This window comes from Rhodococcus sp. MPR-R1B (assembly GCF_058793255.1).
Genome location: NZ_JBXAFO010000031.1, coordinates 18,555 through 43,891 on the forward strand (window position 1 = coordinate 18,555; position 25,337 = coordinate 43,891).

Sequence of the window (25,337 nt, forward strand, 5' to 3'; positions counted from 1 at the left end):
TGATGAGTCACCCCGGATGCTTGTCCTCACCGGATCCTCACGCCCCGATCACCGCTGTGCGCCTGGCGTACGGCTTGCACGCGGCCGGATGCCGCGTTGAACTTCCCGCGTGTGCGCGATGCGGTAAACGATGGCCCAGACTGATCCGCCTCGCTCCCGAAGGACGATGCTGCGAATGGTGCGTCACCAAAGCGAACACCGTGACCTGCGACCGCTGCGGCAAGGCCGGGCATCCGACTGCGGTGCGCCCGGACGGAACGATCTGCCGCACCTGTTATCAACACGAACCACAACGCACCGAGAAAAGCATCCGCTGCGGACGAGTCCGTGCCCCGTCCACGAGAGACGACTCGGGCGATCCGATGTGCGGGACCTGCGCACGCCCACAGCACATCTGCACGCAGTGCGGACGGACAGCGATCGCCAAGAAGTTCAGCGACACGGGGCCACTCTGTGCGCGCTGCTACGAGCCGCCGCGCCGGCCATGCGGACGATGCGGCCGCATCGTGGCGATCGCACATCGAAGCGGGGGAGAACACCCGGACCTGTGTAAACGGTGCCGACCCGAACGGACGCACCGCTGTGTAGTGTGCTCGCGAGTGCGATCCGCCAAGGCGATATGGCCGAAAGGGCCGGTGTGCCGGGCCTGCTACCGCCAGGCTCTCATTCACCCGGATCCGTGCGCCACGTGTTCACGCATCGGGGTCCTCACCGCAAATGACCTCACAGGCCGCGCGGTCTGCGGACCGTGCGCAGGCTCCTCGATCGACTATCGCTGCACGACGTGCGATCAGCCCGGCCTACAGCACTACGCCCGAACCTGCTTACGGTGCTCGGTGCGGCGCCGGGCAGCAACACTGCTGGCGGATGAACACGGATACATCTGCTCCCAGATACTGCCGTTCATCGTGTACCTCGCTGCCGAGGAGCGACGTCCCGACTCGACTCTGCGATGGCTCGACCACCCGAAAACCATTGCACTGCTGCAACACATCGCACGAGTAGAGCACCCGATCGTGCATGCCGACCTCGACGCCCACCCCCCGTCCACTGCGTTGCATTACCTTCGTGCGGTCCTCGTCCACGCTGATGTCCTCCCGCCTCGAATCGAGCCGTTGGGCCGACTCGAACAATGGCTCCACCATCTGACGGGAACGCTGACCGCAGAACACGCGGCGCTGATCCGGCCGTACGCACAATGGAGTGTGCTGCGCCGTGCTCGCCGCCGCGCCGTCCGCCGCAGCTACACCGACTCCAGCGCGCAAAGTGACCGAGCCATCATCTGGGGAGCAGTTCACCTACTGGAATGGCTCGATGAGAACGACCTCGCGATAGCCGATCTGAACCAGCACCAACTCGACCGCTGGACCTCCATCAACGGGCACCGAACCTATAGGATCACCGGTTTCGTCCTCTGGCTACGACAACGAGACATCATCGGTGACGCCGCCGTGTCGAGGAGGCAATCGGCATTCCCCACCGACGTCGCGGAAGCACACGAACACGCACGAAGAATCCGACGACTTCTCACCGACGCCACTATCGAACTGCCGCTGCGTGTCGCCGGACTTCTGGTGCTGCTGTACGGGATCCCTCTCATCCGAATCCTCGCACTCACCGCCAGCGCCGTCGAGCAACAAGATGATGAAACCAACATCGTCTTCGCTCGCAACCCGGTCAGGTTGCCACCGCCGGTCGCAACATTGGTCAACGAACTGGTAGAAACCGCCATCGCCCATCCTCTGGCTACAAAGACTGGTTCGCCGTTCTTGTTTCCCAGCCGCACCGTGCCCGGGACGGCTCGTCATGCCCGCCCGGTGGGGGTCGCGATGACCGACCTCGATATCCCGGTCAGGATCAGCCGCAACTCCGCTCTCCGTACTCTCACCGAAGATCTACCTGCACCGGTGGTCGCCGACCTGCTCGGGTTGCATATCCATTCCGTCAGTCGGTGGGCCGACTACGCTCGCCGCGACTGGGCGCACTACCTCGATGCCCGAAGCAACCCACGAATCAACGACAACTAGATGATCACTAGCAGCAACGTCGTTGGCGGGGCGATGTCAAGGGGACTCTTTCGTAGTCCCGTCAAGTCCGATAACCGCCCCATATATCGGGTCAAAGACTGCATTTTGCAGGCAACCCTGCGAGATTGCGGAACATCTCGTAGAAGAATCCGGTCGGTCCACCGGGCATGCACCAGTCCGCTTGAACAAGGCGAATCAGTACATTGCGAAGCACGTTCAGGTACAGCGCGTTCGCGTCGTAGAGCTTTCCGGGCTCATCAATAGTGAAGAGCTGCCAGGCAATCATCCTGGCAGCTCTTCCTCGTGCGGGTCTCTTGGTGCCTACTTGAGCTCGAAGGTCATCGATCCGATCTCGTCCTGAAGGATCGTGGAGGCAACCAACTTCACAGGGGTTGTCGTGTCGGACAGCTCGTATGCGACCGCGTTAGTGACAGTGCCGCCCTTCTTGATCTTGCTTGTCTGCGAATCGAGGAAAGCAGCGTCCGGCAGTGAACCGACACCAAGCTTGTTCTCAGCGTTGGGGTCGTTGTCCTGGTACGCGGCGAAGAGGAATATCCATGCCGTCATAGGATCCGTCTCCTTGCCGGAGACGTTCGTCGTGTCGTACCAGAATGCGATGACGGGCTCCTTGCCGTGCTCGTTGCCCTTCTCACCTACTGGAATCGTCTTCACGTCGGTGATCTTGATCGTGACGTCCTTCGTGGTGAGGACGTTGTCCTCGAACGACGCCTCGGCGGGAGCTGCGGCCGGCGCGTTGACGGCGGCTGTCGAGCCCGCCTGCGGTGCGGCAGTCGATCCTGCCGAGCTGCAGCCGACGAGACCGCTAACCGCGATGCCGACGGTCGCGATGGTGAGAGAGAGCTTGCTGATGTAGTGCATGTGGTGTCCTTTGGTCAATGTCGAGCAATGATCAGAAACCGAGCAGCGGTCCAAACCTCCTGTGCGACCCGACTCCTCGTCGGCCAGAAGGTTTCCGCTGTGTCGCCGAGTTCAGGAACCGACGGTGGTGCCTCGTGCGGCAGACTCGTCGATCGCTGCTGGAGTCCGGGTTGTGACTGATGCTCCGTCTGAGATCACCGCAGCCAGGTTGTCTATGTGCTCGGGGTCGGCCTCGGTCGGGAACATCCACTGGACGTCGCGACGGTCCGTGGCTATGCCGATGGTTGGGCGTACGCCCGCAACATGATTCGAACGTGGGCGCACGTACCTAACCTCATCCAGCGAATAGATCGAGCCGAGTTCGCCGCGCCGCAGAAGGGTTTTCGGGGTGGCGGTGACGATCCGGCGGTTAGTTACAGCCATGAAGGTGCTCGAAGTGAGTTTCTCGACCACTGCGCCAGCCTTGCCTGGAGCCAGTGCGTCCCAGGTGGCGTCAACTCGTTTGGCAAGGATTGCTGGTACGACTCCAGTGAGGTTGTGAGGTCCTGCCTCGTAGGGGAACGCGACGCTGCGAAGCGTCTCGCCGTCCTCGAGGAACCACCGAAGGACACGCAGGTACGGGTCAAGATCAAGGCCCTCGGGCGCGCATACGGTCTCTGGTACGGCAGGTATCTCGATTGCCGGATGGAGCTTGTTGGCCAGGGGTTCGATGGCGTCGAGGAGTTGCTTGCACGTAAGTTGGGATGCCTTCGTATCCTTGCGCTTTCGCGTGAGCGGAGCCGTAGCTCGGTCAGGGAGTTCGGCGATGATCCGCAACTCACGCACGAGTGATGCCGTGAGTTGCCTGATCTCGCGGAGAGACTCGTCGATCTCGGCGGGTAAGTCCCGCGCGATCAGGTCGGCGAGCTGCGCTTCGCTCTCGTTGTTGGTGCTTCGGGTTCGGGCGAGCGCAGCACGGATCGCCTGGTAATCGGCGTATGTCTTCAGGGAACTGAATAGCGCATGAGTGTCGAAGACGATCGCCTCGGCGTTGGATTCGAGGTAGTGGCGGAGCGCACGCCCGTCCAGTTTCCGGATTTCCTGAATGTGTCCGTCCACGTTCTTTCGGTATTGGTTCATCTCTTTGCGGATCAGTGGACCGCTGGGAGCGATGGGCTCCCAGACAGAGTCCGTGATGGTGTCGAGTTCGTGAGCCTCCTGGAGTGCCTCATCGACGGCCTCCGCGAGTCCCTCGAGTTTGGCCCACTGCTCGTTTCGGATGGTCTTGAGTGTCTGTGTGGTGAGCGCGATGTTGGTGCGGGCGAGACCCGAAATCTCGCCGAGCTGCATCTGGAGCGCGATCATGGCCACGGCCGGGCCGATCGCTGCGATGGCCGTTGCGGCCGTCATCGACACGGGGATAAAGCGTGCCTGTGCGACCACCTTGCCATTCTGGAGGATCGCTCCGAGTTTGGCGCCGTCTTTTCCGGCCATCTGCCCGCCGCCCTTCAGCAGAGACAACGTCGCATCGTTGACCCGAAATAGGCCCTGCACGCTTGATGCAGCCTCCGCAATGTTTCCAACTACCGTGCCCACGTTGCCGAGCGAGCACAGAGCAGTAAAGAGTTGCGTTCGGTCGAATGACGGCACCAGATCAAGGCTGATGAGTTCAAGGCCTTCGGGGACTTCACCGAACACCACTGCGACACCAGGTGTCACCTCGACAAGGGTTGTGGATGATGCGATCTCCAGAGCATCCGAGCTGTTCTGCCCCTCTTCATCAGGTCGCCTGTCAATGCCGTCGACATCGGCGCCGCCGTTGACGGTCTTGACGGCCAGGCGCACCAGATCGGTCGCGGTGTATCCGGGCCAGCCGTGCAGGATTCGGCGCCAGCGCGCCGGCACTGCGGATGAGCCCCACCGGGCACCGAGCAGGCCACCGGCGATCGCGGCGGTGGTGTCGGTGTCGCCGCCGGCGCGGACCGCGGCTTCGAGTGCGAGTTGGAGGTGGCGGGCGTCGCCGGCGTCGGTGGTGGTGATCGCCCACCAGGCAGTCTGCAGGGCGTGTACCACCCAGCCGTTGTTCGCGAAATCTTCGGGGGAGCCGTGTTCGGCCTGATCGAGCAGCGGTCCCCAGAACTCGGCGACGTCGGCCGGGGCGATGGACAGGTAGCCGCGGACCCCGTCGAAGGTGCCGTGCAGAACAGCGTGGCGGATCGCGTACGTCCACAGCTGGCAGGCCTGGACGGCGCGTTCGTCGTCGTGGGTGAGCGATGCGATTCGAGCGGCAGCGTCGATGCATTGCTCTGGATTGTCGAGGTAGGCGAGCGCTACGGGTGCGGTGCGCATCAGTGAGCCGTTTCCGCCTTTGCGTCCGGTAATTGCCTGGGCGCGGGCAGTCATGGCGTCGGCGCTGCCGGGACGCTGTGAGAGCACTGCGCGGGTCTGCTTGCCGATGCCCGCCGGGTTCGATTCGAACCACCGAACGAACTGTGCTGCAACGCCATCCAGACCGGCGCCGTGACCGATATCCGTGCCGGTGGCGGCGACTTCGGCAATGGCTATTGCCATGGCCGTGTCATCGGTCCATTCACCCGGTGCCCAATTCAACGACCCGCCGCCGGTCATCCCGATGGCAGTGTCCGCGCTCAGGTGGGCGAATTCGTAGCCGGCACCGAGTGCGTCACCGGCGGCGGTAGCAAGCAGAACTCCTGCTGCGCGATCGGACTGCTGTGTGTTCAGCTCCACTACGTCTCCTTTGATCAATTTTGCGCTAAGCATAGATCAGATTTGAGATAATATGCAAGAGTGAATGAATGGACAGACACGAAAGGCAAGACTCTTGAGGACTACGCGCGCCCCTCGGTGGCGGTGGATGTTGCAGTGTTGACGTACTCCGGCGGCGCACTACAGGTGTTGGTGGTCGAGCATCGCCGTCGGGGTTTGGCGTTGCCCGGAACTTTCTTGCACGAGGGCGAACTACTCACCGACGCAGCGGAACGGGCGCTGCGCACCAAAGCGGGCCTGGTCGGTACACAGTTTCACCAGCTGGCGATGTTCGATGATCTCGCCCGCGACGACCGGGGCTGGGTCCTATCGATGGCCCACACCGCCGTCGTGCCTGCCGCGGACCTTCCTGCCGACGCGATCCTGGTGATCGTGTCGGGTGGGACGGTGGATCAGGAGTTGGCGTTCGACCATGCCGATATGGTGCGGCTGGCGGTTGAGGACTTGCGAACGCGGTATGCGGCGCAGGTCGACCCCGCTGGTCTGCTGGGGGACTCGTTCACCGTGCTGGAACTGCGTCAACTCTACGAGGTGATCTTCGATCGTGAGTTACAGAAGGACGCGTTCCGGCGCCATGTCATCGAGGCGCTCGAGAGCACGGGGGAGATGTCGAACCCGGGTAACGGTCGGCCTGCTGAGATGTTCCGCAGGAAAGACGAGGGTCGACTGCCAGCGCAAGCGTCGGTGTTACTGACCGGGTAGCAGCATCCGTTGCCTCAGGTTCTCCAATCTTGAGTAGGCACTGCTGACCGGGACCTTTGGCGTGTCTGAGGCGGCAACGCCTGGGCTTCCTGCAATTTGAATGTTGCGACGCGATCAGACGACGACATCGCCGGAGCCTGCTTGGGTTGTGGGGTCTTCTCCACCTTGGTCGACGACCAGCCCGAAAAAATACCAGCCGGCTTGTCGACGGCAGGCGTCCGAGAACCGCCCTTATGTCAGCTCGAACGACCCATTAATTGTGAGACTGGACTAACTGTGTTTCGGCCATTTCCATAGATTTCCGACCGGGCCACGCCGGACGGTGAACGTAATCGCCCAGCGCAGGCTAGCTGCGCCCTTGAAATCTGATTCCAACCCGCAACCTAGGATTTAGTCATGGCAGTTCTACGTACTTGTGTCCGTTGCGGGGGAGTCTCCGACTGGGTCTTGGAACTGTGCCGGTCCTGCTATAAGTCCGCACGGAGGGAGTGGAACGCGACGCGTCCCGCTCGTCTGGCTGAGGCGAAGAAAATGGAAGAGGCGCTCGCCCTCGAACGTCGCAGATCTCAAAAACGTGCATCGAGGAACAACGATTCAGGCAGGGAGGCAAACGTTTCCCGGGACGCCCGAAAGACCAGTTCTCAGGGGCCAAGCGCGAATGTCGCTGTGCTGCGCAACGTCGTTCTTGCAGGACTCGGCGAAGCAGCCACTCGCGCATCAATCCGTGAAATGCGGCAGTGGATCCCCGGGATCGTGGATCGGTATATGAAGAATCTGCCGAGGTCGATTGCCGAAGCGCTGCGCGCGGAGTTGGCAAGCCAGGGGTTCGTGGGAAACGACGCAATGGTGAAGTTCGGCCAGGAGGTCGTCAGTGACATATCGAAGCAGCGTCAGAGCGCCTTCCGCGGAGTCTCACGTGGCGGACTCCCTGGGAACCGTCGGTAAAGATCGTTCTCGAGTAGTCGATTCCGTCGTCCTTCGCAGCTTGATTAAGTACAGAGTGGACACCCCTGGTCAATAGCAAAGGCGCATGTTGGGCGGTGCGGACCGGGCATCGCCGGCGTCGCCGACACAAATACCGCGCAAGCCGGATTGACTATTTCGTTGTCGACGTGTCGGTTCAGGGTGACACGATGAACCGATTGCTCGTTGACGAAAGGTGAGGTGCGTGGCAGATAGTTCTTCTGACGGTGTTCCGGCTCGTCTGGAGGACCTCCAGTCAGGTGTGATGTTGATCGGCGTTGCTTCGGAGCCGGTGACGATCGTGGCCGTGGATCGGTACGGCACCGAGGCAGTGACCGTGACCTTCAAAGACGCCTCGGGCGGCCTCGGACAGCAGGTGCTGTACCGGCTCGACGAGGAGCGCCTGCGGATCGCGACCCCCCAAGCGCGGTGGGGTTTCGACGCCGACCCTGCCGACTTCCGGGTTGCCACCGAGGCCCTGCGGATCCGGATGGCCGGTCTGCACGATCCGATGGTCGCCGTCGCATCGAGCGCTGTGGATCCGTTGCCGCATCAGATCCGAGCGGTCTACGGGGAACTGCTGCCACGAACACCTCTGCGGTTTGTCCTGGCCGATGATCCCGGCGCAGGAAAGACCGTGATGGCCGGGCTGTATGCGAAAGAGCTGATGCTCCGCGGAGACCTGTCCCGAATGCTGATCGTCGCACCCGGCTCACTGGTCGAGCAATGGCAGGACGAGCTTGCGACGAAGTTCGGAATCGCGGCCGAGTTGCTGTCTCGGGAGTTGATCGCTTCCTGCGTGGATACCAATCCGTTCGACCGGCACCCGATCCTGATTGCCCGGATGGATCAACTCGCCCGCAACGATGACCTACTCGTGTTGCTCGACTCGAGCGAATGGGATCTTATCGTCGTCGACGAGGCGCACCGGATGTCGGCGAGTTGGTGGGGCGGACAGCTCGACACGACCCGCCGCTACCAACTCGGTCAAAAGCTCGGTGAGATCACCCGCCATCTCCTGCTGATGACCGCCACCCCACACTCGGGCAACGAAGCCAGCTTTCAGGCTTTCATGGCCTTGGTGGACCCGGACAGGTTCGAGGGCGAATACCGGGAAGGGGCGCACACAACCGACACTTCCGGGTTGATGCGGCGGGTGGTCAAGGAAGAACTGCTCACTTTCGAAGGCAAACCGTTGTTCCCCGAGCGGATCGCCGAAACCGTTCCTTACACCCTCTCCGACGGGGAACAGCACCTCTACGAAGAAGTGACGCGGTATGTGCGGGAAGAAATGAACAAGGCCGGCCAACTCGGCAACGACAACCCCCGGGCCCGCACAGTCGGATTCGCCCTCACCGTGCTCCAGCGTCGCCTTGCGTCCTCGACTCATGCGATCGTGCGATCACTGCAGCGACGCCGCGACCGACTCGAGAGCAAACGTCGTGACATGCTCACCCCGCAACCGCGGCTGCTCGATGACACCACACTCGGGGCCAGGCTCGCCGACCCCGACGAACTCGACTCCCACGAACTCGAGGACCTCGAGGAACAGGTCGTCGATGCGGCGACTGCTGCCCGCACTGTTGCCGAACTCGACGTCGAAATCGCCCAACTTCAGAAACTCGTCGCACTCGCAGAGCAGGTTCGCGACTCCGGTGAGGACCGGAAATGGGCGGAACTGCGATCTCTGCTCTTGGACGCAGACCTGTTGCGCGACCCACAAGGCGCACCGCGGAAGCTGATCGTGTTCACCGAACACAAGGACACCCTCTTCTACCTGACCGAGCAGATCCGCAACATCCTCGGCCGGCCCGACGCGGTGGTGACCATCCATGGCGGTACCCGCCGTGAGGAGCGCCGCGGTATCCGTGAGCAGTTCACCCACAACCCCACCACCCAGGTTCTTGTCGCCACCGACGCTGCCGGTGAAGGCTTGAACTTGCAGGCTGCGCACCTGATGATCAACTACGACCTGCCGTGGAACCCGAACCGTATCGAGCAACGCTTCGGCCGCATTCACCGCATCGGGCAAAAGCACACCTGTCGACTGTGGAACCTCGTCGCCGCAGGCACCCGCGAGGGCCAGGTATTCACCCGACTCCTCGAGAAAATGGAAACCCAGCGCCGCGCCTACGGTGGACGACTCTTCGATGTCCTCGGAGACGCGTTCGCCGACCAGCCGCTACGCGGGTTGTTGATGGATGCCGTCCGCTACGGCGACGACCCCGCCCAGCTCGACAAACTCAACCAGATCATCGACGCCGAGGTCGCCCGCGGACTCTCCGACCTCCTCGACGAGCGTGCCCTCGCCCGCGAGAGCCTCGACCCGCACGAGCTCGAACGGTTACGCCGCGAGATGGACGAGGCCCGCGCCCGCAAACTCCAGCCGCACTATATTGCCGCGTTCTTCAAAGATGCCTTTGCCCGCGCCGGCGGCCGTCTCACCCGCCGCGAAGCCGGACTTGGTCTCAACACGTCAACGCATCACTACTGGTGACATGATGCGTGATCGTGGAGGCATGGATGGGCAACAAGGCGCTCGGGTTCACTATGGATCAAGAGAACACGATCTGGGAGATGTGGCGTCGCGGTGATTCGCTGAGTGCGACCGGGCGGGTCCTCGGGGAGAGTGTCCCTCAGATCGGCCGGTTCCTGCGTAAATCCGGCGGTATCCGGCCGCTCCCACGTCGTCGGCGAGCATCGCATCTCACGGCCGGGGAGCGTGAAGAGATTTCCCGTGGGATCGCCGCCGGTGACAGCGCTCGGACGATCGCCGACAAACTCGGAAGATCCCCGTCCACGATCGCACGGGAGATCGCCCGCAACGGCGGCCGCGAACACTATCGGGCGACCCCGGCGGATGCCGCAGCGTATGTCCGCGCACGCCGCCCTCAAATCTCGACTCTCTCTACCAGGCATTTTCTGCGGGAGGTTGTCACAGGGAAGCTGAGTGAGCAGTGGTCACCGCAGCAGATCTCCGCCTGGCTCCGGCGCGAGTATCCGTCCGATCCGCAGATGTGGGTTTCGCACGAGACGATTTACCGTTGCCTGTATATACCGTCGCGACAAGTATTCGACGACACAAAATTTCACGAACTGCGTACTGATCGGCGGATCCGCCGGCCTCGTGGGAAGAAACGCTCCCACGGGCGCGGGCAGATACGGAACAGGGTCCCCATCGATCACCGCAGCCCAGCAGCGGATGCTCGTAGCGAGCCCGGACATCTGGAAGGTGATCTCGTGTTCGGCACCCGCCCGTCGGCGGTCGCGACTTTGGTGGATCGGCAATCACGCGTCACCCATGTGGTGGCATTGCCGGACGGGTACCGGGCCGAGACGGTTGCGGACGCCTTGATTGCCTATCTGGGCCGGTTGCCTGCGCATCTGCGTCGGTCGTTGACGTGGGATCGGGGACTGGAAATGGCCGCGCACGAGCGCATCACCGCAGCACTCGACCTGCCCGTCTACTTTTGCGCCCCGCATCATCCGTGGCAACGAGGGACGAACGAAAATACGAACGGGCTCCTGCGCCAGTACCTGCGCAAGAACGCTGACCTGCGCACTTTCAGCCAGGAGGGCCTGAATTCGATCGCGGCGAGACTCAACGATCGGCCTCGTCGGGTGCTCGACTGGGACAGTCCACGACAACGAGAAGACCAGGTGCTCGGTTCCTCCGCAGTTGGATAGCAAAGCTGGCCATAACGGCGGTTGGCATGATGATGGTCATGGCTGCCACCGGACTCCCCGAACTCGATGTCGCCCGTATCGTGAAGTACTGCGCCAGTAGAGTTCCCGATCGTCTGCGTCATGAGATTCGGGTCGAATGCGACATCGCGCCGCGCCATGTCACGATCTGCGAATGCCGGCCGCCGTGGCGTGAGGACTTCGGCCCGGAATGGACGCGATTCCCGATCGCCCGCCTGTATTACACGAAGAAAACCGGGCTGTGGACTCTGTATTGGCGGGACCGGAACCTCAAATTTCACCGCTACCAGTTCTTGGATCCGAGCCCTCACGTTCAGGATTTGCTCGATCACATCGAAAGCGGTGGGGATCCGATCTTCTGGGGTTGATCCGTTATCCTCGGTGATGCGTTGACCTATTGAGACCAAGATCGTTTTTCGACACCGTCCTGAGTCGACGTATGTGGACTTGAACAATAATTGGCGGCGTTCTGTGATCGCTATTTGGCGTCATCGGCTACCAGGGAGTCATCAACCGCGACTGAACCCGGCAGAAGTCCCAGCCAAGGCGCCGGGCGATAGAACGTCGCTCTGAATCTTCCGAGGCTGCGTAAGACCTCGGCCGCTGTCTGTCCGCTGTGCATGAGGCTTCGGGCATTGCGTATTGGGCTTTCGGTGATGATTCGCGGGCGAGCGCGTCGAGCGCCGAGAATCATCTATCTTGATAAATTAGTTCGAGACGAACGCTGACACTGCTTTTGGAATTCGAACGACATGAACGACCGAAGGTCGATTTACGAGCAGGCATCTCTTCAGCACGACGGGAACTGGTGGAGCAAAGCAGGGCCGATGTTGGAATCTGCTTCCGCTGTGGCTACTCAGCCTACGGCGAGTCCCGCGGCCACGAGGTCGGGCAGGCCGCGCGCGGCAAGCGTTTCCCAGATTTGGTAGTCGTCACTCGGCGCGATCGCGCCAGAGCAGGGTACAGCTATCACGTTCAAACCCGCATCGCAGGCGCTGCGCAGCCCGGCGGGAGAATCCTCGATGGCGACCGAGCCGGATGTGGGCAGATCCAGCCGTTTGAGGGCGAGCACGTACGGATCGGGGGCTGGCTTGTGCCTGGTCACCATGTTCGCCGTCACGATTTGAGCGAAATAGGGTCGTGGTAGCTGTTCCAGGATGTCGATGACATTCATCTCGAGCGACATCGTCACCAGAGCCTGCCGGACGCCATTCTGGTGCGCAGTCTCGAGCATTTCTAGAGCCCCAGGCCGCCACAGGACTCCGTCCTGGCGATTCAGGGTTCGCATCCGTTCAGTAAGTGCCGAGGTGAGCGAGCCTAGCGTGCCTGCCGCTCCGCGTTCCCTCAGCATGCCTGCCAGCATCGGGATAGCACGACCGGAGATATCCACCGGTGACGGCCTCCACTCTTTAATACCCGATTCCTCAGCGATCTCCCAGCAGACGGCCGCCCATCGTTGCTCGCTGTCGATCAGGGTCCCGTCGAGGTCCCAGAGCAGGCCGCCTCCGGACTCAGCGGACACGCGATAGCGATCGCTCGATGCGGCGGCCGGTCTCAGCGTCGAAGAGCTGCGCGTCCTCGTCGCCGAAGCTCAGCGACACGGAGTCGCCTCGACGCACGCGCACGCTCTGGTCGGTACGGACTGCGAGTCTGACATCGCCGACCGTGACCTCCAGGATCCGGGTGGAACCTTCGAAGATAGTGGTGTGCACAATGGCAGTCGCATGGTACCGGCCCGTGCTGTCGATTCGCACGTGCTCCGGACGCACTCCGACCCTCACCTCTCGGGCGGTGGTGCGCTCCTCAACGTCACCGAAGATAGTGCGGTAGCCGCCATCGACTGCCGTTCCAGGGAGAAGATTCATCGGAGGAGACCCTATGAAGCCCGCAACGAACACCGTCGCCGGCTCGTTATAGATTTCATCGGGCGTGCCAATCTGCTCGAAGCATCCCTTGTTGATCACGGCAATCCGGTCGGCCAAGGCCATGGCATCGCTCTGGTCATGCGTGACGTGGATCGACGTCGCCCCCGTCGTCCGCATCAGATCGGCGATTTCCTGGCGCAGCGCGATGTGCAGCTGGGCATCGAGCCCGGACAGGGGCTCGTCGAGTAGCACCAAGCGAGCCTGCCGGGCGAGAGCTCGGGCGAGGGCGACTCGCTGCCGCTGGCCCCCCGACATTTGCCGGGGTTTACGGTCGAGTAGATCCTCGATATCCATCCGCTTCGCGAACTCCAGACCTCGCTGACGCGCCGCGGCACGATCCAGACCCAGGCCGTGCCGAAGGCCGAGGGTGATGTTCTCGAGCGCGCTCATGTGGGGGTAGAGCGCGAAGTGCTGGAAGACGATGGCTACATCGCGTTCGTGGGGCGGGAGATTCTGCTGGGGTTTCCCTCCGATTAGCACGTCGCCGGAGTCAAGCGCCTCGAGTCCAGCCACAATGCGAAGCAGGGTGGACTTCCCCGATCCAGAGGGCCCGAGGATGACGAGGGATTCACCGGCGGCGACCTCGATTGAGACGTCGTTGACCGCGGTTACGCCGCCGAATTGTTTGACTAGATGGCGAAGGGAAACCTCAGCAGACATGTTCGTGCTCCTTTGTTTGTTTACTTCGTGAGTGCGCTGATGCGATCGGCGGTGCTGGGAACGACGTCGTTGACGTCTTCGCCCTGGTCGACCATCGACTGCACCATGTCCTGCAGGTACTGGTTGGTGCGTCCAATGTTTTCGCCAGCCCAGCCAGATCCGGCAACCGGGGTGCCCTCGTATCGCCAGGCGTAGCCGAGCGGGCCGTCGGCCTCGGGGCGCTGGAGCAGTTCGGCTTTGGCCTCGGTGTCGACCGGGATGTAGCTATTGGCCAGCGAGCTCGTCAGGATGACCTCAGGGTCGAGCATGGCGCCGATCAGCTCGTTGCTGAACGCAGCCCGGCAGGCATCGTCGGAGAGCACCATCCAGCCGTTACCACCCGCGGGGAGCTTCGCGGTGCCGCCGTCAGGGATCGGCATGTCCGAGATAGTCCAGTCGAACGAGTCGCCGATGCTGGCAGCCACGCTCGCGCCCACGGCGGGCGTGGCAAAGAAGTAGGCCACGTTTCCCTGCGTGAACTGGGCGATCGAGTCTTGCCAGCTCACCTGGTCTTCGAGCTTTTCGTCGCCGATGGTCTGATAAATCTTGAGCGCTGCCCGCCCTTCCTCGCTGTCGAAGCCCGCGGTGCCGTCCTTGTTTACGAACGTGCCGCCACCACTGCCGACGAAGGCCTGGACAAACCACCCGGCGATGTTGTCACGAGGGATCTGGATCGGGGTGGAGACGTCCGTCTTTTCCTGGATGGCACGCGCGTCCTCGAGGACTTCAGAGTGGGTGGTCGGCAGTGCGTCGATGCCAGCGGACTCGGCGAGGGTGGTGTTCGTGTAGAGCACGGGCACCGAGATCTGGAAAGGAGCGAGGTAAGTCGTACCGTCGACCGTGCCGACGCTGAGATAGTCCCGGTCGTAACTGTCGCGGAGCGAATCAGTGTCAATCGCCTGTGGGCTGTATTTCTCCACCCAGAATTTGAGTTGGTCCAGGCCAAGCATGATCACGTCGGGACGGGATCCAGCGGCGATGTCAGCGACGACCTGCTGCGTGAGTTCGTCGTAGCTGGTGCCCTCGGGAGCAGCCTTGAGGTTGACGGTTAGGCCTGAGTACTTCTTCTCCAGCGTCTCCTTGCCAAGCTCGGCGGCGACTTGACCTTGGCTGGCGTATTGGGCGGAAATGGTGACGCCGCTCGGATCGCAGGAGCTGACGTCGACCTGCGCGCTCGGAGCGGTCTCCTGGGCGGCCGAGCAGCCGGTCAGGGCGAGTGTGGAGGCAATGAGGCCAGCGCCAAAGGCGAGAGCTCTTCTGGGTACGGGCATGGGGATACTCACAATCTGTGCGGAGGAATGAAGAGGTGGTGAGGAGGTGGATAACGGGAGGTATTTGCGAGGCGTTGGACGTCAGCCCGGGAGTTCGCCGCCGGCTATGCCGCTGACGAACTTGCGTTGGGCCACGATGAACAGCACCACTATCGGCAGGGTCACGAGCAGGGCTGCCGCGGCAAGTTCGCCGTAGGAGGTGCCTGTCTCGGCCTGTTGGAACACTGATAGTGCGAGAGGAGGTGTGTAGAGCGAGCTGTCGCGCGCTACCAACAAGGGCCACAGATAGTCGTTCCAGTGCGTAAAAATCGACAGCACCGAGAAGGCCGCGATCGATGGCATCGACGTCGGGACGACGACACGCAGCAGGGTGGAGAACACGCCGAGGCCGTCGGCCTTCGCGGCCTCGAGCAGTGCGTCGGGGATCGTGACCATGTATTGCCTGAGCATGAAGATCCCGATGGCGCTCGTTGTGAAGGGCAGGACGAGGGCGGCGAAGGTGTTTGCGAGCCCCACCGAGCCGATTCCGAGATAGAGCGGAAGCGCGATGGCCTGGGTGGGGATCAGGAGGCACGCGAGCACGATCGCGAAGGCAGCATCGCGGCCACGGAAGCGCAGCTTGGCAAAGGCGTATGCCGCGGGTATGACCGTCACGAGCTGTGCGGCCAGGATGCCAAGGGTGACGAGTGCGCCGTTGAGCATGGCTTGGCCCAGGTTCGCTTGGTCCCAAGCGCGGGTGAAGTTGCCGAGGTCTAGGGATTCGGGAAGCAGCTGCAAGCCATCGAGCACGGCCTCGTCGGCAGGAGAGACCGACATGCGAAACATCCAGACGACGGGAAATACCGAGATCGCGGCGAATACGGTGACCGCCACAATCTGAATGCTCCTGCCTATCAAACGTCGGGTGCGGTGTGTGGTGCGCATTAGAGTTCCTTGTCTCCGAGGAAGGCTCGACGGCGAAGCACGCCAATGAGCACGAGAACGACCAGTAGCAGTGTTGACACTGCAGCCGCTTGACCGAGGTCGAAGTAGACAAAGCCGAGTCGCCAGGTCATGGTCAGGATGGTTTCCGTAGCCCCGAGCGGTCCCCCGCCGGTGAGGACGTTGACTGTGTCGAACACCTGCACCGCCTGCAGAACGGCCATGACTGTTGCAAACACGGTCGTCGGTCGAAGCAGGGGCAGTGTTACGCGACGAAACGTCGACCACGGGCCGAGGCCATCGGCGGCGGATGCCTCGTAGAGCGCCGTCGGGATGCTCGTCAAGCCTGCCAAATAGAAAATCATGACAAACGACGTCAGCCGCCAGATTCCAACCAGTGCCACGGTGATCAACGCGTACCTGGAGTCACCAAGAAAGTTGATCGGGGCTAGGCCGACCAGCGCAAGTGCCTCGTTTACAAAACCGCCACGGTTAGCGAAAATCCAGCGGAACACCACGGCCATCGCGACCATGTTGGTGGCGAAGGGCAGGAATAGGAGCACCTGAAGAAGTGGCCTGGCCCGCCGAAACGAGGCAACCAGAAGGGCCAGGCCCAGTCCGAGGACCAGGCTCGGGATGATCGTCATCGCTGAATACAGCACGGTATTCCAGATCGACTCGACAACCGCGGGGTCGGAGAAGAGAGCCGTGTAGTTCTGCAGCCCAGCCCAGCGCCACACAGTTCGGTCGCCGAGGTCGATTTGGAACAGGCTTCCCACGAGCGCAAGAACGCCGGGCAGTAGCAGAAAGAGCCCGATCAGGATCAGCGCTGGCAGGGCAAGCGCCCAGCCGCCGATTCGTATGCCCCTCACAAGCGTTCCCCCGCGAGCGTGGCGAGCGGGTAGGCCGCGAGAAGACCGTCACGATGCAGCGCGACGGCCGTGCCGTCGTGCACGACCAGCGGAGCCAGGATCGGAACTCCGGTGGCGAAGCGGCCCAGCTCGTCACCCGTGCGCGCGTCTAGCGTGACGATGTCACCGTCGAGCGCCGGGATCAGCAGCCGGTCGCCCACCGTGGTCGCCTGGGCGAAGAGCGGATGAGGACTGCGCCGGTAGGTCAGGAAGCACTCGTCGGAGTCGGCCGCAATTTCCGTGCGCCAAAGCTGCTCGCCCGAGACGGGGTCGAGCATCGCGACAGCGCCGCCGGCGTCGACGACTAACACGCCGTGGCTGCCGAGATTGACCCCGACAGGGTTCCACGGCACTGAGGTCGGGTACGACCAGCGTATTGCGGAACCGGACGCCGAACGCCGGAAGACATTCGTCAGTCCAGTGGCGATCAGGTCGCCCGTTGCAGGGTCAACGCTGGGGGTGCGTATCGGCAGGCCGGCGCCGCTCGTCAAGACATCGAACAAGCCTTCAGCCACCACCTCGTTAGAGTTCGCGATCGTCTCGCCCGTTTTCGGGTCAAGTCGTACGGGCGTGCTCGGCTCGGGAAACCCCGCCCAGAGCACCGTCGTCAGGCTGCCGTTCGCTCCCGATCGGTCGACTACCGGGGCGCTGAGGGTGATGCAGATCTGATACGCGGCGATGTCCGATCGCTCCCACACGATCTCGCCTGTGCTCTGGTCGAGGGCTCGGAGTGCAGCCTGGTCGCCAACCAAAACGAGTCCGTCGACGAGTGTCGGTGGGTAGAAGCCAAAGCGCCGAAGCGGGTCCGATGTCGGCCGCTGCCACAACATCTCACCCGTGCTCGGGTCGTGCGCCCACGTCGTTCCAGACACAGTCGAGCTGATGATAGCCGCGGTCCCGGCACCCGCGGGCGCGCTACGCAGCGGAGCGTCAAGACTGGCCTGCCACAGGGGCTTTCCCGAGCAGGCGTCGTATGCGGCCAGCGCGCCGCGGGCCTCATCATCGAGCGCGAGCGGTACGAGCACCCGACCGTCAGCAACGATGAAAGGTGTGCGCTGTCCAATCGCCGGGGTCGATGTGCTCCAGAGTGCCTGTGTGGTGCGGGCCCAACCTGAACGGGTGTCGGATTGTGGAGGATAGGTTTGGTGTGACCCTGTGGTGATCCGCTCGCCGTCCCACACAACGATGCGATATGTGGCCGGAGAGTTGTCTACACCGCCGAACATGGCCGGAGGGGTGTTCACGTGCAGCGTGGGGCCGCTCGCGACGACCCGGGAGGTGTGCCGGTGGCCGGAGAACGTCGCGATCGGGGCACTGGGCAGCCCGTCGAGAATGGAGCGCCACGGCTGGTCGTGACAGAGCATGATCCACGGAGTCCCGGTCGCGAGCATCTCAAGGTCGGCGCGTAGCCAGGTGTCCTGGGTCTCGTGGTCTAGACCGAGTTCATGCGTGAACCAGTCCACGGCAACGACGTGGAGGCCAGGTAGATCAAACGAATACCACCTGGGCCCCAGGTAGTCTTCGTAATGCCTGGGCTCCCCGGAATGGATGGCATAGCCGTTGCGGCTAACCAGATCCGTCGGATCCGGAACGAGATGGTCGTGGTTTCCCGGGATCGCGTAGACAGCCAACTCGGTCGTTGCGGTCGCAGCGACGAAAGCTGCGAATTCTTCGGGCAGACCACGGTCGGTCAGGTCTCCCGTGACGACGAAGGCCTCGAGTCCCGGATGAGCCGCGGCGATCTCGCGGAAGGCCTGCGACAGGCGTTCGCCGGTCCCGATTTCGGCCGGTTGGGGATAGCCGGCTCCCGTGCCGAGGTGGGTGTCTGTGAGATGTGCAAAACGGACGGGCAGCTGCACCGGAGCTGGGCTGAGGGTGAATACCGGGTCGATCGCGCTTGCGCCGACGTACCATCGGTCGACCCGCCATCCAGCCGGCCGGGTAATGAACACGGGTCCGCGGACCTGGTCAATCCGAAATCGCCCATCCTCGTCGGTGCGAGTGACCCGTAAGCCGTCGCTGACGACGACTCCTGGCATCGGTGAGCCTGCATCACTTAGTACGGTGCCTTGCATAATTTCCCTCTCTGCGTCTCTCGGCCGTTAGATGCGGTGAGAGTTAACGACTGCCTCGGATGCGGCGCGCGCTTCGGGCGCGCCTTCGAGCTGCATAGCCAGGACGCTGTAAATGGCGTCGATCAGTGACAGGTGGACGATTCGACTAGTCATGGCCTCGACCCGATAGCGTGTCTCCGAGCTACCCGCGACGAGCAAGAGGTCAGCGAACTCAGCCAACGGTGAGCTGAGGAAGCTGGTGATTCCGACAACGACCGCCTTTGACCTGACGGCCGTGCGGGCGACGTCCAGCGTCGACGTCGTTGACCCCGTGTGGCTGATCACGAAACAGACGTCGCGCTCATCAAGGCCGCGGGCGATCACCTCTTGGGCAATGAAGTCAGGGGTGAACGCGGCGTCGAGCCCAAGTGTCGTGAAACGGTAGGCAGCGTCTGAAGCGAGCGGGGCCGAAGTGCCCACCGCGGCGAAGCGCACGCGACGTGCCTTCACCAGCGCAGTGACAATAGCTACGACTGTGCTCGGGTCAAGATGCGCCGCAGCATCCTCAAGCGCAGCACTACTCTCGCGCAAGGTCCCCAACACGGTCGCGGTAACCGGATCGTCGTCGTGTGTCGCGGCCGGGCGCTGGGGAAGGACGGTCTCGCGGGAGAGAAGCAGCTTGAATTCCTGAAATCCGTGCAGGCCGAAGCGCTGGCAGAACCGCACTACCGAGCCGACGGACGTGCTAGAGACCTGAGCCAGTTCGGTCACCGAATAGGTCATAACCGAATGAGGGTCAGCACGCACCACTCGCGCGATCTGCGCCTCGGATGGCGAAAACGCAGCCGAATCGCGACGGATCTGCTCGAGGATCGGCTGCTCATCAGAGCGCCAGAGCCTCGACACTGTCTCAGGCTGTCTATTCATGGTGCTCACGCTAAGAATCGCGCGTGACCGGTCAGTGACACCCAATCAAACGGCGGATGAACTTTCCAGATACTCGCTGTTCATGGAAAGAAACTCGGCTCTTCACGAACGAGGGTGTAGTGGGTTGAGCGCGTCGCTGGCTGGGTAGGGGTCGAGGTCTCCCGGAGGATGGAAGTTCTTCACGCTCACCATCCCGAAAGACCTCGACGTGCTCCACCCTACTTTTGCGACCCCCGACTTGACCACGTTCTGCCGTCTCGACGAGCTCGGGCTCGTGGCCGTCGGCCAGCTGATCGAGCCGAACCTGGCGACGATCGAGTGCCGTCTGACGGAGCCGGATCCGTGGTGTCGCAAGTGCGGTGCTGAAGGCGTCGCCCGTGACAGCGTCACCCGTCGACTCGCGCATGAACCGTTCGGACACCGGCCCACCACGCTGCTGGTGCGGGTGCGTCGCTACCGGTGCGATCACTGCCGGCGGACCTGGCGGCAGGACATGACACGGGCGGCGGCGCCGCGAGCGAAGATCTCCCGTGGCGGCCTGGCGTGGGCGCTGAAGGGCATCGTCGTCGACCACCTCACCGTGACCCGGGTCGCGGGCGGGCTCGGCGTGTCCTGGAGCGCCGCGAACGATGCCGTGCTCGGCGAAGGCAGGCGGCGACTGATCGACGACCCGGCACGGTTCGATGGTGTCACCACGCTCGGGGTCGACGAGCATGTCTGGCGCCACACCCGGTTCGGCGACAAGTACGTCACCGTGATCATCGACCTGACCCCGGCCCGCAACAAGACCGGGCCGGCGAGGCTGCTGGACATGGTGGAGGGCCGCTCGAAGGCCGTGTTCAAGCAGTGGCTCGCTGAGCGCCCAGCCGAGTGGTCGAAGCGGATCGAGGTGGTCGCGATGGACGGGTTCACCGGGTTCAAGACCGCCACCGCCGAAGAACTGCCCGACGCGGTCCCCGTGATGGACCCGTTCCATGTCGTCCGTCTCGCCGGCGACGCGCTGGATGTCTGCCGCCGCCGCGTCCAGCAGGACCTGTTCGGCAGACGCGGGATGAAGGGCGACCCGCTCTACCAGGCCCGCCGCACCCTCCACACCGGCGACAAGCTGCTCACCGACCGGCAGAGGAGCCGACTGGCGGCGCTGTTCGCGGTCGAAGAGCACGTCGAGGTCGAAGCGACCTGGGGCATCTATCAGCGCATGATCGCCGCATACCGCGAGCCCGACAGGAACAAAGGCAAGCACATGATGCAGGCCGTGATCGACTCCGTCACCACCGGCGTTCCCGCAGCGCTGGTCGAGATCCGCCGACTCGGCCGCACCCTCAAACAGCGCGCCGCGGACGTGCTCGCGTTCTTCGACCGCCCCGGCACCAGCAACGGCCCGACCGAGGCCATCAACGGGCGGCTCGAGCACCTCCGCGGCTCCGCACTCGGCTTCCGCAACCTCACGAACTATGTCGCCAGATCACTACTCGAAGCCGGAGGCTTCAGACCCCAACTACACCCTCGTTCGTGAAGAGCCAGAAACTCCAGAGACACCCCTCTGATCATCCCAACGCAGAGTTGCCAGTAGTCGCGCAGGAACATTCAAAATCTTTGGTCACCCGGCCGTGAAGATCACCGTACCGAGGGGCCAGGCAGCCGTCCTGGGCTCCGAAAACGCAGCCACGCCCAACACACCGAGACCCCGGAACCGAGCGCCCAGGGCATTTCATTCTTGATCCTCTTCCAGCTGACGTTCCTTCTAAACACCTTTGTGCTGATCGACACGCTGCACAGTTGGTTGAGCGGTTTCGTCAAAGTCAGCGCGGTCGGTCGCATGATCACGACGGCAAGTTCGCGAGCGATATCTGGCTGGCCCTTACCGACGTCGCCGTGATCGTAGCGATCTCCGCGCGTCTGACCGTATGGGCGTACGTGTGGAAGCCCTAAATGTCAGGGTGCACAACTTCCGTGATGCGAACCCTGACTCAGCGTCGAAATTGGTCGCCTTCAGCCACGCTAAGCGCAAGGCGACTTTTCCGGCCGACACTCTGCCTCGGGAATCTAAAGCTTTTCGAGACACGAGTTACCTCTTGCGCGCCTCTGTAGGAGGTGGCGGATTTCCGGGGCGCCATTTGTCTTGGAAAGATGTCTTACCGTGAAATGTCTTTCACGCGCCACTTCTAGCAGTTTCTGAGGCAGAATGGCCGGGTGAGATATCTCGGGTATACGCGGGTCAGCACAAGAAGCCAAGACGCGAAGTTGCAGGTCGACGCCCTGGTCAAGTCGGGCGTGCAGGAGCGGGACATTTTTGCTGACGTCACCTCGGGCAGTCGGACCGCTATTTCACGTCCTGGGATAAAGAAGCTGCTCGAGTACGCCCAGCCCGGAGACACCGTCGTGGTGTGGAGGGTCGATCGCCTCGGCCGGTCCCTCATCGATGTACTCAACACGGTGAAGCTGCTCCGAGAGCAGGACATCCAAGTGAAGAGCATCTCGGACGGGATCGACCCGTCGACAACGTCGGGCCGGCTGATGCTGAACATGCTCGCCACCTTGGCCGAGTACGAACGCGAGCTGATCACCGAGCGTGTGAACGCAGGAATCACCGCCGCCCGAAATAGCGGCACCAAGTTTGGTAGGCCCTTGTCCGATCCCGCGGTCGTAGCCGACAAACTCAAGCTCGTAACCGAGGCCCGGGCGAAGGGCCGGACCGCGGAGGATGCGGCAAAGCTCGTCGGGTGGAGTCGTGCCACTTTGTACCGGCATCAGCAGGCCTTAGCGGCCCGCGAAAGCTCCACTGTGTAGGTGACTTGTGGACGCGGCCGAGCGGTGGCGTGTTCTTCGGCTGCATGTCGAAGACCAGATTCCGCTCGCGGTCCTTGCCCGGGAAACCGGGATCTCCGCTCGAACTCTGCAGCGCTGGCACCAGCTCTACCGCGCAGGCGGCATCGCATCACTTGACGCTCATGCGCGTATAGACAAAGGTGCCCGACGAACCTCAGCAGAGACGGTCGCGTTCATCGAACGACTGGCGCTCAGTCGGCCGCGCCCGAGTCTCGCCACGCTGCATCGTCTCGCCATCACCGATGCTCAGGCGCGTGAGCTGCCGCCGCCGAGCTATGCGACAGTGAGGCAAATCGTCCAGGCCCTCGATCCGGCACTTGTCACTTTGGCGCTGGAGGGGCCAGTCTCGTACCGAGACAAGCACGAGCTCGTCTTCCGGCGCCGCGCGGAACACCCCAACCAGACGTGGCAGTCCGACCACACTGAACTCGACATCCTCATCGTCGGCGCTGACGGAAAACCTGACCGACCGTGGCTGACGACCGTGATGGACGACTACTCCCGTGCGATCTGCGGATACATGGTGTTCAGCGGAGCCCCGTCAGCTATTAACACCGCCCTCGCCCTCCGGCAGGCGATCTGGCGGAAAACCGACCCGACATGGGCAATGTGCGGCATCCCCGACATCCTGCACGTCGACCACGGCTCCGACTTCATCAGCCACCACCTCGAACGAACAGCTATAGCTCTGCACATCAGGATCATCCACTCGACCGTCGGCAGGCCACAGGGTCGCGGCAAGATCGAGCGGTTCTTCGGCACCGTCAACACGGAACTCGTGAGCGCGCTCCCCGGCCACCTCGGGCCGGGTAGCCGGGCACCAACTCCCGTCCTCGACCTTGCCGGGCTCGACCGTGCGATCGGCGAATTCATCGGCACCTATAACGACCGGACCCATCGCGAGTTGGGGATCTCACCGCGTGACGCCTGGGTCGCTGACGGTTGGCTGCCGCGAATGCCCGACAGTCTTCAAGAACTCGACGGACTGCTCCTTACTGTTCCGAAGAACCGAGTGGTGCAACGTGACGGCATCCACTTCCAAGGCCAGCGCTACCTGGCCCCAACGCTCGCTCCGTTTGTGGGGCACACCATCACGATCCGGTACGACCCCCGCGACATCTCCGAGATCCGCGTGTACGACCGGGACAATTTTATCTGCACCGCAATCGACGAGGCCCACCCCAACCTGCGTCTCAGTCTCCGCGACATCGAAACCGCTCGTCGCGCCCGCCGCAAGCAACTGCGCCGCGCGATCAACGATCGCATCCCGACCGTTGCCACCCGCGAGGAACCTCGCGCCCCTGAACCGACAAAGCGGCGGCCGAAGCTGCGCACCTACGAAGAGGACGAGTGATGAACCAGGCATTCATCGTCACCAAAGAACACCGACGCTTCACCGAGTTCGCCAACGCCGTGCGGAAAGAAAAGACCATCGGCATCTGTCACGGCGCTGCCGGCGTCGGGAAGACGAACTCCGCCCGTCGGTACGCGAACTGGGAAGCGCTCGAGCCCTACATCAACGAATGGGGTCCCAGGGGTGATCACGATGCGAAGCATTACGCCCTCGCGAACCGATCCCGCACCGTCTTCTACACACCGGAAGTGCTCTGCCGCCCTAAAGACCTTATGCACGACATCGATCATTGGCAGGTGAAAGTTGGGATTTGCGCCGACGAGCACCTCCGCTCCCTCATGCCGGAGTCGGAAAGGGTCAGGCAGAACGATGTCACCCGCCTTGTGGAACTCCTCATCGTTGACGAAGCGGAACGGCTCACCCCCACCGCCCTCGAGCTGCTCCGCGACCAGCACGATCGCACCCACCTCGCGATGATCTTGATCGGCATGCCGGGCATCGACGAGCGATTCCGCCACTACCCGCAGCTCTACAGCCGCCTCGGATTCTCACACCATTACCGCGCTCTCGGACGCGACGAACTCCTCTTCGTCCTCGATCGCCACTGGAAACGACTCGGCAAGACTCTCGACCCGGAAGACTTCACCGACGCGCAAGCGATTGCCGCCATCGAGCGCATCACCCGCGGCAATTTCCGCCTTCTCGAGCGACTTTTCCCTCAGATCAACCGGGTATTGAAGATCAACCAGCTCGACACCATCACGGACGACGTCATTGAGGCTGCGGCCAGCATCCTCGTCATCGGCAACTAACGACACGGAGCGATCAAAGAAAACCGCCAAAGAGCGGCAAACTCCACAGTCGACGTACGCCCAGCTCATCCCTGTCTGAAACTCGTGTCGTAAAACTATGTCGAATAACCCTGACGTCGGGTATTTTCGACAGATGTTGTTCGGTTACGCACGAGTCTCCAGTGCAGATCAGAATCCCGCTCACCAAGTCGACGCGTTGGCGCGGGCGGGCGTCGAGGTCGAGAACATTCATGTCGATCACACCGGCGGCGCGAAGGCGTCACGGCCACAGTTGGATGCTGTTCTGCAGCGAATGCGCGACGGTGACACGCTGGTGATCACCCGCCTCGACAGGCTGGGCCGGTCGGTTCTGCATCTGATCACGCTCGGTGCCGATCTGCGTGGGCGGGGGATCGGGTTGAAAGTCCTCGAGCAGGGAATCGATACCGCCACCGCCGAAGGTCGGGCGATGTTCGGGATGCTGTCGGTACTCGCGGAACTTCAGCGTGAGCTGATTGTGGCGATTATCTATACGCGTCGGTTTCCTGTGAGGGACATGGGGTTACGACACGCCTGCTGACGTCCCTCGCGGATATCCCACACCCAGTGAGTG

Annotated in this window: 19 protein-coding genes and 2 pseudogenes; 11 read left to right on the forward strand and 10 right to left on the reverse strand. The window is 62.7% G+C overall.

Features of this window, described 5'->3' with window-relative positions:
* Positions 1-836: 836 nt before the first annotated feature.
* Complete coding sequence (locus AC1Q61_RS28300) at positions 837-2,027, forward strand: hypothetical protein (RefSeq protein WP_075835613.1); 1,191 nt, start codon at positions 837-839, stop codon at positions 2,025-2,027.
* 91 nt (positions 2,028-2,118) lie between these two features.
* Here the strand turns inward: AC1Q61_RS28300 and AC1Q61_RS28305 are convergent, their stop codons facing one another.
* The 3 genes and pseudogenes from AC1Q61_RS28305 to AC1Q61_RS28315 form a co-directional block, all read right to left on the reverse strand.
* Positions 2,119-2,313, reverse strand: a complete 195-nt coding sequence (locus AC1Q61_RS28305) for a hypothetical protein (protein ID WP_075835615.1) — start codon at positions 2,311-2,313, stop codon at positions 2,119-2,121.
* 35 nt (positions 2,314-2,348) lie between these two features.
* Positions 2,349-2,906 (reverse strand): DUF5067 domain-containing protein, encoded by a 558-nt coding sequence (locus AC1Q61_RS28310; protein WP_223304382.1) that lies wholly within the window; start codon positions 2,904-2,906, stop codon positions 2,349-2,351.
* A gap of 1,779 nt (positions 2,907-4,685) precedes the next feature.
* A pseudogene (locus AC1Q61_RS28315) lies at positions 4,686-5,633 on the reverse strand (ADP-ribosylglycohydrolase family protein); the annotation flags it as partial.
* A gap of 60 nt (positions 5,634-5,693) precedes the next feature.
* Here AC1Q61_RS28315 and AC1Q61_RS28320 point away from each other — a divergent pair.
* The 5 genes and pseudogenes from AC1Q61_RS28320 (at position 5,694) to AC1Q61_RS28340 (ending at position 11,410) form a co-directional block, all read left to right on the forward strand.
* Positions 5,694-6,374, forward strand: coding sequence for an NUDIX hydrolase (locus tag AC1Q61_RS28320; protein WP_075835619.1), 681 nt, complete (start codon positions 5,694-5,696; stop codon positions 6,372-6,374).
* Between the two features lie 765 nt (positions 6,375-7,139).
* Positions 7,140-7,319, forward strand: coding sequence for a hypothetical protein (locus AC1Q61_RS28325; RefSeq protein WP_143542514.1), 180 nt, complete (start codon positions 7,140-7,142; stop codon positions 7,317-7,319).
* A gap of 259 nt (positions 7,320-7,578) precedes the next feature.
* Positions 7,579-9,792: pseudogene (locus tag AC1Q61_RS28330) on the forward strand (DEAD/DEAH box helicase); the annotation flags it as partial.
* A 68-nt stretch (positions 9,793-9,860) separates the two neighbouring features.
* On the forward strand, positions 9,861-11,024 hold the full coding sequence (locus AC1Q61_RS28335; protein ID WP_075835631.1) for an IS30 family transposase: 1,164 nt from the start codon (positions 9,861-9,863) through the stop codon (positions 11,022-11,024).
* Between the two features lie 38 nt (positions 11,025-11,062).
* A complete protein-coding gene (locus AC1Q61_RS28340) occupies positions 11,063-11,410 on the forward strand; it encodes a DUF3024 domain-containing protein (RefSeq protein WP_075835926.1) in 348 nt (115 codons plus the stop codon).
* A 488-nt stretch (positions 11,411-11,898) separates the two neighbouring features.
* On the opposite strand, the gene AC1Q61_RS28345 is transcribed toward AC1Q61_RS28340, so the two are convergent.
* The 7 genes from AC1Q61_RS28345 to AC1Q61_RS28375 form a co-directional block, all read right to left on the reverse strand.
* Entirely contained in the window at positions 11,899-12,564 is a 666-nt protein-coding gene (locus tag AC1Q61_RS28345; protein WP_492651303.1) for an HAD family hydrolase, read from the reverse strand.
* The gene (locus tag AC1Q61_RS28350; RefSeq protein WP_045245710.1) at positions 12,554-13,627 is read right to left on the reverse strand and encodes an ABC transporter ATP-binding protein; all 1,074 of its coding nucleotides are present in this window, start codon (positions 13,625-13,627) and stop codon (positions 12,554-12,556) included. Before AC1Q61_RS28350 ends, AC1Q61_RS28345 begins: the two co-directional genes overlap by 11 nt.
* A 20-nt stretch (positions 13,628-13,647) precedes the next feature.
* Positions 13,648-14,937: an ABC transporter substrate-binding protein gene (locus AC1Q61_RS28355; RefSeq protein ID WP_492651302.1), complete on the reverse strand. Its 1,290-nt coding sequence runs from the start codon at positions 14,935-14,937 to the stop codon at positions 13,648-13,650.
* An 81-nt stretch (positions 14,938-15,018) separates the two neighbouring features.
* Entirely contained in the window at positions 15,019-15,810 is a 792-nt protein-coding gene (locus AC1Q61_RS28360) for a carbohydrate ABC transporter permease (protein WP_228179087.1), read from the reverse strand.
* 50 nt (positions 15,811-15,860) lie between these two features.
* A complete protein-coding gene (locus tag AC1Q61_RS28365) occupies positions 15,861-16,730 on the reverse strand; it encodes a carbohydrate ABC transporter permease (RefSeq protein ID WP_045245719.1) in 870 nt (289 codons plus the stop codon).
* Positions 16,727-18,844 (reverse strand): outer membrane protein assembly factor BamB family protein, encoded by a 2,118-nt coding sequence (locus tag AC1Q61_RS28370; protein WP_492651301.1) that lies wholly within the window; start codon positions 18,842-18,844, stop codon positions 16,727-16,729. Before AC1Q61_RS28370 ends, AC1Q61_RS28365 begins: the two co-directional genes overlap by 4 nt.
* Before the next feature lie 27 nt (positions 18,845-18,871).
* Positions 18,872-19,729 (reverse strand): MurR/RpiR family transcriptional regulator, encoded by an 858-nt coding sequence (locus AC1Q61_RS28375; RefSeq protein ID WP_052671971.1) that lies wholly within the window; start codon positions 19,727-19,729, stop codon positions 18,872-18,874.
* A 229-nt stretch (positions 19,730-19,958) separates the two neighbouring features.
* Here AC1Q61_RS28375 and AC1Q61_RS28380 point away from each other — a divergent pair, with 229 nt between their 5' ends.
* The 5 genes from AC1Q61_RS28380 (at position 19,959) to AC1Q61_RS28400 (ending at position 25,304) form a co-directional block, all read left to right on the forward strand.
* The gene (locus AC1Q61_RS28380) at positions 19,959-21,266 is read left to right on the forward strand and encodes an ISL3 family transposase (protein WP_299092052.1); all 1,308 of its coding nucleotides are present in this window, start codon (positions 19,959-19,961) and stop codon (positions 21,264-21,266) included.
* A 677-nt stretch (positions 21,267-21,943) separates the two neighbouring features.
* On the forward strand, positions 21,944-22,540 hold the full coding sequence (locus AC1Q61_RS28385; RefSeq protein WP_214514732.1) for a recombinase family protein: 597 nt from the start codon (positions 21,944-21,946) through the stop codon (positions 22,538-22,540).
* Between the two features lie 7 nt (positions 22,541-22,547).
* On the forward strand, positions 22,548-23,933 hold the full coding sequence (locus tag AC1Q61_RS28390) for a TnsB C-terminal domain-containing protein (protein WP_214514731.1): 1,386 nt from the start codon (positions 22,548-22,550) through the stop codon (positions 23,931-23,933).
* The gene (locus AC1Q61_RS28395; protein ID WP_214514730.1) at positions 23,933-24,745 is read left to right on the forward strand and encodes an AAA family ATPase; all 813 of its coding nucleotides are present in this window, start codon (positions 23,933-23,935) and stop codon (positions 24,743-24,745) included. Before AC1Q61_RS28390 ends, AC1Q61_RS28395 begins: the two co-directional genes overlap by 1 nt.
* Before the next feature lie 97 nt (positions 24,746-24,842).
* The gene (locus AC1Q61_RS28400) at positions 24,843-25,304 is read left to right on the forward strand and encodes a recombinase family protein (protein WP_223304383.1); all 462 of its coding nucleotides are present in this window, start codon (positions 24,843-24,845) and stop codon (positions 25,302-25,304) included.
* Positions 25,305-25,337 lie beyond the last annotated feature (33 nt).

Bases quoted from the DNA above. Each gene is read 5' to 3' on its own strand.
- AC1Q61_RS28305 (WP_075835615.1), bottom strand. From the start codon at position 2,313: ATGATTGCCTGGCAGCTCTTCACTATTGATGAGCCCGGAAAGCTCTAC.
- AC1Q61_RS28310 (WP_223304382.1), bottom strand. From the start codon at position 2,906: ATGCACTACATCAGCAAGCTCTCTCTCACCATCGCGACCGTCGGCATC.
- AC1Q61_RS28325 (WP_143542514.1), top strand. From the start codon at position 7,140: ATGAAGAATCTGCCGAGGTCGATTGCCGAAGCGCTGCGCGCGGAGTTG.
- AC1Q61_RS28335 (WP_075835631.1), top strand. From the start codon at position 9,861: ATGGGCAACAAGGCGCTCGGGTTCACTATGGATCAAGAGAACACGATC.
- AC1Q61_RS28340 (WP_075835926.1), top strand. From the start codon at position 11,063: ATGGCTGCCACCGGACTCCCCGAACTCGATGTCGCCCGTATCGTGAAG.
- AC1Q61_RS28350 (WP_045245710.1), bottom strand. From the start codon at position 13,627: ATGTCTGCTGAGGTTTCCCTTCGCCATCTAGTCAAACAATTCGGCGGC.
- AC1Q61_RS28355 (WP_492651302.1), bottom strand. From the start codon at position 14,937: ATGCCCGTACCCAGAAGAGCTCTCGCCTTTGGCGCTGGCCTCATTGCC.
- AC1Q61_RS28370 (WP_492651301.1), bottom strand. From the start codon at position 18,844: ATGCAAGGCACCGTACTAAGTGATGCAGGCTCACCGATGCCAGGAGTC.
- AC1Q61_RS28395 (WP_214514730.1), top strand. From the start codon at position 23,933: ATGAACCAGGCATTCATCGTCACCAAAGAACACCGACGCTTCACCGAG.
- AC1Q61_RS28400 (WP_223304383.1), top strand. From the start codon at position 24,843: ATGTCGAATAACCCTGACGTCGGGTATTTTCGACAGATGTTGTTCGGT.